The sequence below is a fragment of the Tibeticola sp. genome, from assembly GCF_022759015.1.
Classification (GTDB): Bacteria; Pseudomonadota; Gammaproteobacteria; order Burkholderiales; family Burkholderiaceae_C; genus Tibeticola; species Tibeticola sediminis.
In genome coordinates this window covers 1-11,506 of record NZ_JAEMQB010000117.1, presented here as the reverse complement: position 1 = coordinate 11,506, position 11,506 = coordinate 1, and the positions used below count along the sequence as shown (strand labels likewise).

Below are 11,506 nucleotides of genomic sequence, written 5' to 3'. Positions count from 1 at the left end.
GTGAGGCCGTCGCACTCGTAGGGCGTGGTCTCTTCGGGCGTGTAGAGCACCGCGTGCGCAGGCAGCACGGCCAGCAGCGCGGCGACGACTTCGCGCTGGCGCGCGGCGCGGTCGGTGGCGGCAAACATGGGGGGGCGATCGAGGACGGCGTTCATGCGTCAACTCTACGCCAGAGCGGCGCCGCGTGGGCGGAAGAAATTTTCAGGCGGTCGTGAAGCAGCGTTGCCTCAGGACGCGCAGCTCTTGGCCAGCCATTCGGCGAAAGCCGCGCACTCCCAGCGGTCCATGGTGCCGGTGCGCCAGCACAGGTAGTGCGAATGGGGGCTGGGCACGTTGCGTGGGAAGAGGCGCTCGAGCAAGCCGTTGTCCACCCACGGCGCGCCGAGCTTGAGGCGCACCAAACCCACGCCCAGGCCCTGCGCGGCGGCATCGCACATGAGGCCGATGTCGTTGAAGGACGAGCCTTCGACCGGTTCGGGCCAGTCGAGCTCATGCGCGGCGAACCAGGTGCGCCAGGGTTCGAGCGGACTTTTGAGCAGCGGCACACCGCGCAGATCCTCGACGCTGTCGAACGGCCCGTGCTCGCGGATGAACGCGGGCGAGGCCAGCGGTGTCACCTCGTCCTTGAGCAGGCAGAGGTGCTCCACGTCGGCATAGCGGCCGGTGCCGAAGCGGATGGTGAGGTCGGCGTCCTCGGCCACCACGTCGAGCAGCGGAATGCTCACCTGCAGCGTGAGGTCGATTTCAGGGTAGGCCTCATAAAACGAGCGCAGCCGGGGCATCAGGATGGAGCGCGCGAACGTCGGCGTCACCGCGAGCCGCAGCTTGCGCTTGCCCGAAGGCGCGGCCGCCGCGCCGGGAAACTTCTGCAGCGCGACGAGCGCCTCGCGCACATGGGCGAGGTATTCGATGCCCTCGGTCGTGAGGGAAAAATCCGCGCGCCCGAACAGCTTGACGCCAAGCAGCTGCTCGAGCTGGCGCACCCGATGGCTCACGGCGCTGGGCGTGACGCAGAGCTCGTCGGCCGCCTGCGTGACGCTGCGCAGCCGCGCCAGCGCTTCGAAGGTCAGCAGGCACTGGATGGGCGGAATGCGCTGCACGCCCGGCGTGGCGGGCGCCGGAGCGGGACGGTCGACCGGGCGCGGGGTGGTCATGGCGCAAGCGTCGGGGCGCGGGCTTACCGGAAGATGACGGTCTTGTGTCCGTTGAGCAGCACGCGATGCTCGCTGTGCCATTTCACGGCGCGGGCGAGCACCTGGCTTTCGGTGTCGCGGCCGATGGCGGTGAGGTCTTCGACGGTGGCGGCATGGTCCACCCGCGCGACGTCCTGCTCGATGATCGGGCCCTCGTCGAGGTCGGCGGTGACGTAGTGGGCGGTCGCGCCGATGAGCTTGACGCCGCGCTCATGCGCCTGGTAGTACGGCCGCGCGCCCTTGAAGCTCGGCAGGAAGCTGTGGTGGATGTTGATGGCCCGACCCGCGAGTGCGCGGCACAGATCGTCCGAGAGGATTTGCATGTAGCGCGCGAGCACGACGAGCTCGGCGCCTTCGGCTTCGATGATTTCGAGTTGCCGCGCCTCGGCCTGGGGCTTGGTGGCCGCAGTCACCGGGATGTGGTGAAACGGCACGTTGTAGCTGGCGGCGAGCTGGTAGAAGTCGCGGTGGTTGCTGACGATGGCGCGGATGTCCAGCGGCAGCAGGCCGGACTTCCAGCGAAACAGCAGGTCGTTGAGGCAATGCCCCTCGCGGCTGACGAAGATCACGGTGCGCATCGGCTCGGCGGCGCGGTGCAGGCCAAAGCGCATGGCAAAGCCCTCGGCCAGCGGCGCAAACTGCTCGCGCAAGGCTTCGAAGCCCAGCGCCGCGCAGGCAAAGCGCACGCGCATGAAAAAGAGACCGGTGTCGGCGTCGTTGTACTGCGCGGCTTCTTCGATGTTGCCGCCGCGCTCGAGCAAAAACCCCGAGACGGCGTGCACGATGCCCGCGCGGTCGGGGCAGGAGAGGGTCAGGATGTAGGCGTGATCAAGCGGCGTCATAAGCATCGGATTTTCGCAGCACGGCAAGCCGACCGGATGCCCGCGCCCACGCCGACGCGGCAGGCGCACAATTGCAGCTTCACTGTTTTTCGCCCGGCCGTCCCCGGGCAAGTTGCTCATGTCAGTTCAAAAATCGAGTTTGGCTGCATTGACCCTGGGCGCGTTGGGCGTCGTGTATGGCGACATCGGCACCAGCGTGCTGTACGCGGTCAAAGAGGTGTTCGGCAGTGGCCACGTGGCTTTCACGCATGAGAACGTCTATGGGGTGTTGTCAATCATCTTCTGGACGCTCACGATCATCGTCTCGCTCAAGTATGTGACGCTGGTGTTGCGCGCCGACAACCACGGCGAAGGCGGCCTCGTGGCCATGCTGACCCTGGCCTCGCAGGCGGTGGCGGACAAACCCCAGCTGCGCAAGCTCTTGCTGCTGGTCGGCATTTTTGGCACCGGCTTGTTTTATGGCGACGGGGTCATCACGCCCGCGATTTCGGTGCTGTCGGCGGTCGAGGGCCTGGAGGTGTTTTCACCGGCGACGCAAAGCGCGGTGATCCCACTCACACTCCTCATTCTTTTCGCGCTCTTTGCGGTGCAAAAGCACGGCACCGCAGGCATCGGCAAATTTTTCGGGCCGGTCACGCTGGTGTGGTTCGCGGCCATCGCCGTGCTGGGCGTCGGCAACATCCTGGGCCACCCGGAAATCCTCTGGGCGATGAGCCCGCACCATGCGCTGCGCTTCATTCACGACGAGCCCAAGATCGCCTTCATCATCCTCGGCGCGGTCGTGCTGTGCGTCACCGGCGGCGAGGCGCTTTATGCCGACATGGGGCATTTCGGCAAGCGGCCGATTCGCATCGCCTGGTTTTCGGTGGTCATGCCCGCGCTCACGCTCAACTACTTCGGCCAGGGCGCGCTGCTGCTGTCCGAACCCGAGGCGGTGAAGAACCCCTTCTTCATGATGGCCCCTGAATGGGCTTTGCTACCGCTCGTGGCGCTGGCCACCGCGGCCACCGTCATCGCTTCGCAGGCGCTGATTTCGGGTGCGTTCAGCGTGACCAAGCAGGTCATCCAGCTCGGCTACTTGCCGCGGCTGCGCATCGAGCACACCAGCGCGCGCGACACCGGCCAGATCTACATCCCCTTCATCAACTGGGGACTGTTCGTGTTGGTCGTGCTCGCGGTGATGCTGTTCAAGTCCTCGAGCAACCTGGCCTCGGCCTACGGCATCGCGGTCACGCTCCACATGCTCATCACGACGGTGCTGACTTTCTTCGTCGTGCGTTACGCCTGGCGCTACCCCCTGGGGCTGGCGGTGGGCGCGACGGGCTTTTTCTTCGTCATCGACTTCGCGTTTTTCAGCTCCAACCTGCTCAAGCTGCTCGATGGTGGCTGGTTTCCGCTGCTCATCGGCGCTGCCGTCTTCACGCTGATGACGACCTGGAAGCAGGGGCGCGCGCTGCTCAACGCCTCGCTGCGCCGCGACGCGCTCGACCTGCCTTCGTTCCTCGAAGCGGTATTCGTGAATCCGCCAGTGCGCGTCGAAGGAACGGCCGTGTTCCTCAATGCCGAGCCCGGCCTCGTGCCCAATGCCTTGATGCACAACCTCAAGCACAACAAGGTGCTGCACCGCTACAACGTGTTCGTCACCGTACGCAACCATGAGGTGCCGTGGATCGGCCTCAACAAGCGGCTGGAGATCGAGTCGCTCGGCCATGACTGCTGGCAGGTCATCGTCCACTACGGCTTCAAGAACGACCCGGATCTGCCCAAGGCGCTGGCGCAGCTGACCTCCCGTGGCTGCCCCATGGACCCGATGAACACGAGTTATTTCCTCTCGCGCGACATCGTGATCCCCACGGTGGGCGAGGGCATGGCCCCGTGGCGCGAGAAACTGTTCGCGCAGATGCACCACAACGCCAGCGGCGCCGCCGAGTTCCTGCGGCTGCCCAACAACGCGGTGGTCGAGCTGGGCTCGAAGATCGAGATTTGAGGCAACCCTGGCGTTGCCTTGAGCGCGACAGCAGGCCGGGCCGCGGACCGCTACCATCGCGGCCATGCAACTGCTCTTCATCGCTGACCCGCTCGAGGACTTCAAAATCGCGAAAGACACCAGCTTCGCGATGATGCGCGAGGCGGCCTGTCGCGGCCACCAACTGTCCGCCTGCGAGCCACAGGACGTGATGTGGCAGCGCGGCGCGCGCGTGACGGCGCATGTGCGCGACCTGACCCTGACGGGACGCACGCCCGAGTGGTTCCGGGAAACCGGCCGGCGCGCGGTAGCGCTGGCGGACTTCGACGCGGTGCTCATGCGCAAGGATCCGCCGTTCGACAGCGAATATTTCTACGCCACGCACCTGCTCGAGCAGGCCGAGCGTGAAGGCGCACGGGTGTTCAACCGCGCCCGTGCGCTGCGCGACCATCCGGAAAAACTCGCCATCCTGGAGTGGCCCGAGCTGATTCCCGAAACCCTGGTCACGCGCAGCGCCGCCGACGTGCGCGCCTTCCATGCCGCGCACCGCGACATCATCTTGAAGCCGCTCGACGGCATGGGCGGCATGGGCATCTTTCGCGTCGGGCCCGACGGGCTGAACCTGGGCAGCATCATCGAAACGCTCAACCGCGGCGGCGCGCAAAGCCTGATGGTGCAGCGCTACCTGCCCGAAATCACCCAGGGCGACAAGCGTGTGCTGCTGATCGCGGGCGAGCCCGCGCCCTACGCCCTGGCGCGCATCCCCCAGGGCAGCGAAATTCGCGGCAACCTCGCCGCGGGCGGCAAGGGCGTGGCACAAGCGCTCTCGGCGCGTGACCTCGAAATCGCCCGAACCATCGGGCCGGAGCTGCACCGCCGCGGCCTGCTTCTGGTGGGCCTGGACATCATCGGCGACTGCATGACCGAGATCAACGTCACGAGCCCGACCTGTTTCCAGGAAATCACCGCCCAGACCGGCTTCGACGTGGCCGCATGCTTCATCGATGCGCTGGAGGCGGCTGTTTCCGAGCCAAAACAGACATAACCCCGCGTAAAACGCTGCGCTTATGCTACCGAAAGCGTAGCGTGTGGCGCGCTCGCCAGCCCTTCACCCCCCGCGCTGTGGCCTCATGCGCATTTGCCAGGCCGCCACGAGCGCCAGCGCGCACAGCGCCGCGAGCAGTATGAACACCTCGTCGAAGGCCGCCAAGCGCGCGGCACTCGGGCCGGGCTGGGCGAGCGTTGCACCGTGGGCGGCCAGGCGCCATTCGAGCACGATGCCGCAGAGGCTCACGCCCACGGCGCCGCCGAGCATGCGCATGAAATTGATGACGCTCGAGCCCTGCGGAATCAGCTCGTGCGGCAGCCCCCGCATGGCGCCGAGGTTCAGCGAGGGCAGGATGAAACCCAGCCCGATGCGCCCCAGAATCGCATCGGCCATCAGCCAGCCGATCGCACTCGCAGGGCCGAGCGTGGGCATCAGCGCAAACGATGCGGCCAGCAAGGCGAGCCCGAAGCTCACCAAGCGGTGCGTGGGCTGCTGGTCGGCCAGGCGTCCGACCAGCGCAATCGCCACCGCAAGCACGATGCCCGCCGGCAGCAAAATGGTGCCCACAAAGGCGGGCGTGAGCCCAAGACCCATCTGCATGTAGACCGGCAGCAGATAGGTCGAGCCAAACAGCGCCGTGCCGTAGATGAAGGCCACGATGGCGCCAAACGCAAACGGCCGGTGCCCGAACAAGCGCAGATTCATGAGCGGCGGCGGAGCCGGGGGCAGCTGAGTGGCCGGGTGCGCATGGCGGCGCAGCAGCCGACGCTGCCAGAGCACGAAGCCCAGCGTGCTCGCCGCGGCCCCGCCGAGCAGCGCCGCGGCTTCGCCCCGCGGGCCGCCGTGCAGCGCCACGAGGCCGTTGAGCAGCGCGAGCGTGGCTCCGCTGGCCAGTGCCAGACCCACGCCGTCGAAGCCGGCCGAGCGACCCGCCGCGACGCCGCCCGGCGCCGTGACCGGCACGTAGCGTCGCGCCAGGGCGAGCGAGAGCAGGCACAGCGGCACCACCATGAAAAAGATCGAACGCCAGCCCAACGCATCGACCAACACCCCGCCCACACTCGGCCCGAGCGCGGGCGCCAGCACCACGCCCATGCCAAAGAGCCCGCTGGCGCGCCCTTGTTCCTCAGGCGCGAAGGCGCGCAGGATGATGATGGCCGGAATCGGCTGCACCACGCCGGCGGCCAAGCCTTCCGCCACGCGCGCCGCCAACACCAGCCCAAACGCATTCGCCAGCCCCCCGACCACCCCGCCGGCGAGCAGCAATCCCATGCACAGCCCGTAGGTGCGCCGATAACCGAGCCGCGCGAGCAGCCAGGGCGTGGTGAGCATCGACACCGTCATCGCCACCATGAAGCCGCTGGTGACCCATTGCGCGCGCTCCTGCCCGAGCCCAAAGTGCCGCGACAGGTCCGGAATGGCCACATTCACGACCGTCGACGACATGACGGATGCCATCGTGCCCACCATCACCGTCAGCAGCAAAAGCCAACGGTAGCGCGCGCCGTGCCGCGCTTGCAGCGCAGCGAGGGTTCCGGCTTCGGCTGAATTGGGAGGCATCATGATCCAGAAACGACGGGCCGCGGCGCTCAAAAAATTGGTCCCGCCTTGCCCTCAATCCAGTGTACGGCCTAGGCACCGCGCATGTGACTTTTCGCGTCGCCCGTGCGTCTAAGAGACTGAATCCCTGTGATGGCCCGCGTCCGGTAGGTCCGACGCGCACGGGGTGAACTCCGGTTTCGATCCACCTGCGCGGCGGGTGGCTGCGCCTGAGAGGACACGATGAACACACCAGCCGATCCGTTCGAAGCCCAGTTGGCGCGTGAACTGCAAGACAGCATTCCCGCGGTCGCCAGCTCAGCCGTGGTGCTGCGACGCGCACAGCGTCGGGTTGCTGCGCGCAACGTCACGACGCTGCTGCTCGGCCGGATCTGGCTGGCGCTCGCGCGCTTACTCGCACCGGCGGCGGCGCGGCTGCATCGGCTGTCGCAGGCGGGATCGATCCGACGGTGATGGCTTTTTTCAATCGAACAAGGAGGAAAACGAAAGATGGAAACCGCCAATCAAACGCTTGCTTGGATGACCGACCCGCTGGTCGCTCTGTACCAGCGCCTTGCTGCGCTGGCCCCCAACCTGGTCGGCGCGCTGGCGCTGCTGCTGGCCGGCTACCTGCTGGCCAAACTGGCCGGGGCGGTGGTTCGCTCCGTGCTCTCGCGCCTGGGAGCGGATCGTCTGGCCGAGCGCTCGGGCTTGGCGTCGTTCGCCCAACAGTGGGGCCTGGAGCGGCCGATTTCGGCCTTGCTGGGCTCCGTCGCCTTCGCCTTTGTTCTGCTGGCTTTTGCCATTTCGGCAGCGGACGCATTGGGCCTGGCCGCCGCAGGTCAGGCCGTGGCTCAGGTCATGCTGTTTTTGCCGAAGTTCGTCGCCGCCATCGTGGTCTTGGTTCTGGGACTGCTGGCTGCGAGTTGGCTCGCCGGCTTGGTGCGCCACGCCGCAGACAATGCCGGGGTCGAGTACGCCCCGACGCTGGCACGGGTGACGATGGGTGTGCTCTCGGCGCTGGTGGTGCTGATGGCGGTGGACCAGCTCGACATCCGCATCGTGCTGCTGCAGGAAGTTCTTGGCGTGCTGCTGGCAGCCGCCGGTGTTGCCCTCGCGCTGTCGCTGGGTCTGGGCACCCGCACGCTGTCGAGCGAAATCATCAGTGGCGTGTATTTGCGTGACCTCCTCAAAGAAGGCGATCGGATCGAATGGAATGGGCGTACCGCCACGGTTCGGGAAGTGGGCACCGTGAAAACCCTGCTAGCGCTCGACGCCGACCGTTACGTCAGCGTCGCGAACTCGCGCCTCATCGCCGATGAGGTCAGCATCCTGCGGTGACGGCGCGCTCGCCGCGGACCGATTCGATGCCCTCGATGACGCCCAGCTCGTCGCGCAGGCGCGCACCGAGCTGCCTTACCGCACGGGGGCATACGAAGCGCTGATGCACCGCCACGGCAGCCGCATACGCGCGCTTGCCCGACGCTTCGCGTCTACGCCCGAAGAGGCCGAAGACTTGGCGCAGGACGCCATGCTCAAGGTGTTCTTTGAACTGCCGCGCTTTCGGGGCGATTCGGCGTTCACGACCTGGCTTTGGCGGCTCACCGCCAATGCGTGCATCGACCAGCAACGCCGAGCCGCCGCGCATGCAAACACGCACAGCCTGGACGGCGGCGACGCGGTCGAGCACCTCGTCGACCCCGTCGATGGGATCGCAGCCACCGAGGCCCGCATCGACAGCGAGCGCCTACTCGCGGCGCTTGCGCCGGAGGATCGCTTGCTCGTGCTGCTGCGGCTGCTCGTCGGACTCGAGTTTCAAGAAATTGCCGAGGTCATGAACCTTGGCCTCTCGGCCGCCAAGATGCGCTACACACGCGCCATCGAGCGCTTACGCGCCCTCGCAACGTCTGGAAGTGCCAGCGACCACAAGCCTTGAGGCGCCCGCACACGCCGCGCAGACGCAAGCCTTGCCGCGCGCTGCGGCGGGAATGCGCGCGAGCAGCTCGGCGCTGAAGCTCGCACGGGTGCACCAGCAGGGGGGCTGCGGCTCACCGCCCGCGCGCTCGACCGCCATCGCGCAGCCGTTGGGCTGGCCACACACCGGGCATCGGCCGGGGTCTGGGGCGGGCACAAGATTAGAAACTGCGGTGTTCATTGGCACAGTTTAGGCCGCCGCCGCATCAGACCCTCGCGCGCCGGCGTGGGCTTGCACCAGACACGCGCGGAGCAAGGCGGTGGCGCGCGAAGGCGCGGGCGAGCGGCGGGTGATGGCCGAGAACATGCAGTCGTAACCCAGGCGCTCGGGGGCCAGCGCGCGCATGCGGCCCGACTGCACGAAGGCGGCGGCGTAGTGGTCGGGCAGGAAGCCGATGAAGGCGCCGCTCAGGATCAGCGTGGCCACCGCCTCTTGATCAAAGCCGGTGGCCGCGCGCTTCCAGCCGCGCGCATGCACCACCTCCATGTTGGGCGAGTGGTAGCCCAGGCCGGCGAACGCGTGGGCGCCCACGCTCGTCCAGTCGAGCGTGGCGTCGTCCGCGCCCCAGAGCGGATGCGTCACGCCGCAGTAGAGCCGCATGGTTTCGCCAAAGAGTTCGTCGTAGCGCAGGCTTTGCGAGCGGCGGTGCTCGGGGATGATGCCGAGCTGAAACTGGCCGTCCATCACGCCGCGCTCGATGGCGCTGAGCGTGCCCACATGCAGATTCAGATGCACGTCGCTGGCCTGCGCGCGAAAGGCCGCCAGCGCCTGCGCGATCTGCGCCGCCGGGTTGCTGGCGGTTTTGTCGAACAGCGCCACATGCAGTTCGCCACCCATGCGTTGGTGCAGGTCGTCGATGCTGGCGCGGAAGGCGTCGGTGGCGGCGAGCAGGCGCAGCGTTTCGGCATGCACGCGCTCGCCCTCGGGCGTGAGCGCAAAGCCGCCGCGCCCCCGCCGGCACAGCGTCAGGCCCAGCCGCGTCTCCAGGTCTTTGATGTGGCGGCTGATGGTGGAGGTGGCGATGTTGAGTTCGAGCTCGGCCGCGGCCATGCCGCCGCAGTCGGCCACGGCGCGAAAGACGCGCAAAAGGCGGATGTCCGCGTCACTGAGAGCGCCCAGCACGGCCCGGCGCGGTGGCTTTACTTGCATGAAACGTCAAGTGAACATGGATGAATGATGATTTACAAAAGTATCGGCGGATTCGAGAATCCGTGCATTGCTTCCACGCGCCCCCGGAGCCCGCCGCCATGGACCTCACCGACGCCCAAGCCCTCAGCACTGTGCCCGTGCGCACCGACGCCGACTGGCTGGCCGCGCACTGGATGCCCTTCACCGGCAACCGCGAATTCAAAGCGCACCCGCGCCTGATGGTGGCCGCCGAAGGCGCGTACTACCGCGACGCCGACGGCAGACGCATCTTCGACGGCCTCTCCGGCCTGTGGTGCACGGGCCTGGGCCACGGCCGGCGCGAGATCAGCGCGGCGGTGGCGCGGCAAGTCGCGCAGCTCGACTACTCGCCGGCGTTTCAGTTCGGCCATCCGCTCTCATTCGCGCTGGCCAACCGCATCGTGGCGTTCATGCCGCCGGGGCTCAACCGGGTGTTCTTCGCCGGCTCGGGGTCCGAAGCGGCCGACACCGCGCTCAAGATGGCGCGCGCCTATTGGCGGGCCCGCGGCCAGGCGAGCAAGACGCGGCTCATTGGGCGCGAGAAGGGCTACCACGGCGTGACCTTCGGCGGCATCTCGGTCGGCGGCATCGTCGGCAACCGAAAACCCTTTGGCCAAGGCGTCGAGGCCGACCATCTGCCGCACACGCAGCCGCCCGCGGGCAGCTTTTTCCGCGGCCAACCGCCGGCCGAGCCGCAAGGCGCCTACGCCGGCGCGGCGCTGGCCGACCGGCTGCTCGACCTGATCAACCTGCACGACGCGAGCAACATCGCCGCCGTGATCGTGGAGCCGTTTTCCGGGTCAGCCGGCGTGGTCATTCCGCCGGTGGGCTATCTGCAACGGCTGCGCGAGATTTGCACCCAGCACGACATTCTGCTGATCTTCGACGAGGTCATCACCGGCTTCGGCCGCGCGGGCGCGTGGACTGGGGCCGAAGCCTTCGGCGTCGTGCCCGACATCCTCAACATCGCCAAGCAGGTCACCAACGGCGCGCAGCCGCTCGGCGCGGTGGTGGCGCGGCAGGAGATCTACGACACCTTCATGGCCGCCGGTGGGCCCGAGTACTTGCTTGAGTTCGCCCACGGCTACACCTACTCGGCCCACCCCGTGGCCTGCGCCGCGGGGCTGGCCGCGCTCGACCTGCTCGAGCGCGAAGACGCCGTGGGCCGTGTGCGCGAGCTCGCGCCGCGCTTCGAAGCGGCGGTCCACGGCCTGCGCGGCGCGCGGCATGTGGCCGACATCCGCAACTACGGCCTGGCCGCCGGCTTCACGCTGGCCGCGCACCCGGGCGAGCCCGCGCGCCGGCCCTACGAGGTGGCCATGGCCATGCTCCAGAAAGGCTTCTATGTGCGCTACGGCGGCGACACCATCCAGCTCGCGCCGCCCTTCATCAGCACCGAAGCCGAGATCGACCGCTTGGTCGACGCCCTCGGCGAAACGCTGAACGAAACTGCATGATCATTTTTTGATAGCACCTACTCACCATTTCACGCTGGGGGATCAGGCAAAAGGCTCATTCAGGGCCCGTGCGGCGGCCTGCCACGGCCTACCCCGCCCACAGCCTGCGAACAGCTTGTACACAGGCCGCAGGGGGCATATGCGCACGCCACCCCCAGATTGTCCACAGCCTTGTCCCCAGCGCCTGAGATTTCAATTACCCACGTTTCTATTCTTTCGCCCCTCCGTTTGCCATGAACACCGTGCTCCACCTCATCGACGGCCAGCTCGTTCCGGGCGGCAGCCGCAGCGCCCCCGTCTACAACCCGGCCACCGGCGC

11 protein-coding genes and 1 pseudogene are annotated in these 11,506 nt (G+C 67.4%); 6 read left to right on the top strand and 6 right to left on the bottom strand.

What is annotated here, in order from left to right:
• The 3 genes and pseudogenes from JHC36_RS07480 to purU form a co-directional block, all read right to left on the bottom strand.
• A pseudogene (locus JHC36_RS07480) lies at positions 1 to 155 on the bottom strand (FAD-binding oxidoreductase); the annotation flags it as partial.
• Between the two features lie 72 nt (positions 156 to 227).
• Positions 228 to 1,154 (bottom strand): LysR substrate-binding domain-containing protein, encoded by a 927-nt coding sequence (locus JHC36_RS07475; protein ID WP_287917791.1) that lies wholly within the window; start codon positions 1,152 to 1,154, stop codon positions 228 to 230.
• 23 nt (positions 1,155 to 1,177) lie between these two features.
• Complete coding sequence (gene purU / locus JHC36_RS07470; protein ID WP_287917788.1) at positions 1,178 to 2,035, bottom strand: formyltetrahydrofolate deformylase; 858 nt, start codon at positions 2,033 to 2,035, stop codon at positions 1,178 to 1,180.
• A gap of 118 nt (positions 2,036 to 2,153) precedes the next feature.
• Here purU and JHC36_RS07465 point away from each other — a divergent pair, with 118 nt between their 5' ends.
• Positions 2,154 to 4,022, top strand: coding sequence for a potassium transporter Kup (locus JHC36_RS07465; RefSeq protein ID WP_287917785.1), 1,869 nt, complete (start codon positions 2,154 to 2,156; stop codon positions 4,020 to 4,022).
• 64 nt (positions 4,023 to 4,086) lie between these two features.
• Positions 4,087 to 5,046 carry a glutathione synthase gene (gshB, locus tag JHC36_RS07460; RefSeq protein WP_287917782.1) on the top strand — a complete coding sequence of 320 codons (960 nt, stop codon included), beginning with the start codon at positions 4,087 to 4,089 and terminating at the stop codon, positions 5,044 to 5,046.
• 63 nt (positions 5,047 to 5,109) lie between these two features.
• Here gshB and JHC36_RS07455 read toward each other — a convergent pair whose 3' ends face one another.
• Positions 5,110 to 6,612 (bottom strand): MFS transporter, encoded by a 1,503-nt coding sequence (locus tag JHC36_RS07455; protein ID WP_287917779.1) that lies wholly within the window; start codon positions 6,610 to 6,612, stop codon positions 5,110 to 5,112.
• 219 nt (positions 6,613 to 6,831) lie between these two features.
• On the opposite strand from JHC36_RS07455, the gene JHC36_RS07450 reads away from it, so the two are divergent.
• The 3 genes from JHC36_RS07450 to JHC36_RS07440 are packed head-to-tail and all read left to right on the top strand — an operon-like array spanning position 6,832 to position 8,524.
• Entirely contained in the window at positions 6,832 to 7,062 is a 231-nt protein-coding gene (locus tag JHC36_RS07450; RefSeq protein WP_287917776.1) for a hypothetical protein, read from the top strand.
• A gap of 36 nt (positions 7,063 to 7,098) precedes the next feature.
• Complete coding sequence (locus JHC36_RS07445) at positions 7,099 to 7,929, top strand: mechanosensitive ion channel family protein (RefSeq protein ID WP_287917773.1); 831 nt, start codon at positions 7,099 to 7,101, stop codon at positions 7,927 to 7,929.
• Positions 7,907 to 8,524, top strand: coding sequence for a sigma-70 family RNA polymerase sigma factor (locus JHC36_RS07440; RefSeq protein WP_287917770.1), 618 nt, complete (start codon positions 7,907 to 7,909; stop codon positions 8,522 to 8,524). The genes JHC36_RS07445 and JHC36_RS07440 overlap by 23 nt, the downstream gene beginning before the upstream one ends.
• On the opposite strand, the gene JHC36_RS07435 is transcribed toward JHC36_RS07440, so the two are convergent.
• Both JHC36_RS07435 and JHC36_RS07430 read right to left on the bottom strand, forming a co-directional pair.
• Positions 8,477 to 8,743 (bottom strand): cysteine-rich CWC family protein, encoded by a 267-nt coding sequence (locus JHC36_RS07435; protein ID WP_287917767.1) that lies wholly within the window; start codon positions 8,741 to 8,743, stop codon positions 8,477 to 8,479. The genes JHC36_RS07440 and JHC36_RS07435 overlap by 48 nt on opposite strands.
• A 9-nt stretch (positions 8,744 to 8,752) precedes the next feature.
• Positions 8,753 to 9,712 carry a LysR family transcriptional regulator gene (locus JHC36_RS07430; protein WP_287917764.1) on the bottom strand — a complete coding sequence of 320 codons (960 nt, stop codon included), beginning with the start codon at positions 9,710 to 9,712 and terminating at the stop codon, positions 8,753 to 8,755.
• A gap of 98 nt (positions 9,713 to 9,810) precedes the next feature.
• Here JHC36_RS07430 and aptA point away from each other — a divergent pair, with 98 nt between their 5' ends.
• Positions 9,811 to 11,187, top strand: a complete 1,377-nt coding sequence (gene aptA / locus JHC36_RS07425) for an omega-aminotransferase AptA (protein WP_287917761.1) — start codon at positions 9,811 to 9,813, stop codon at positions 11,185 to 11,187.
• The last annotated feature ends 319 nt before the right edge of the window (positions 11,188 to 11,506 follow it).

Coding starts and splice junctions, on each gene's coding strand:
- JHC36_RS07455 (WP_287917779.1), bottom strand. CDS start 6,612: ATGATGCCTCCCAATTCAGCCGAAGCCGGAACCCTCGCTGCGCTGCAA.
- JHC36_RS07440 (WP_287917770.1), top strand. CDS start 7,907: ATGAGGTCAGCATCCTGCGGTGACGGCGCGCTCGCCGCGGACCGATTC.
- aptA (WP_287917761.1), top strand. CDS start 9,811: ATGGACCTCACCGACGCCCAAGCCCTCAGCACTGTGCCCGTGCGCACC.
- gshB (WP_287917782.1), top strand. CDS start 4,087: ATGCAACTGCTCTTCATCGCTGACCCGCTCGAGGACTTCAAAATCGCG.
- JHC36_RS07445 (WP_287917773.1), top strand. CDS start 7,099: ATGGAAACCGCCAATCAAACGCTTGCTTGGATGACCGACCCGCTGGTC.
- JHC36_RS07450 (WP_287917776.1), top strand. CDS start 6,832: ATGAACACACCAGCCGATCCGTTCGAAGCCCAGTTGGCGCGTGAACTG.
- JHC36_RS07430 (WP_287917764.1), bottom strand. CDS start 9,712: ATGCAAGTAAAGCCACCGCGCCGGGCCGTGCTGGGCGCTCTCAGTGAC.
- JHC36_RS07435 (WP_287917767.1), bottom strand. CDS start 8,743: ATGAACACCGCAGTTTCTAATCTTGTGCCCGCCCCAGACCCCGGCCGA.
- purU (WP_287917788.1), bottom strand. CDS start 2,035: ATGACGCCGCTTGATCACGCCTACATCCTGACCCTCTCCTGCCCCGAC.
- JHC36_RS07475 (WP_287917791.1), bottom strand. CDS start 1,154: ATGACCACCCCGCGCCCGGTCGACCGTCCCGCTCCGGCGCCCGCCACG.
- JHC36_RS07465 (WP_287917785.1), top strand. CDS start 2,154: ATGTCAGTTCAAAAATCGAGTTTGGCTGCATTGACCCTGGGCGCGTTG.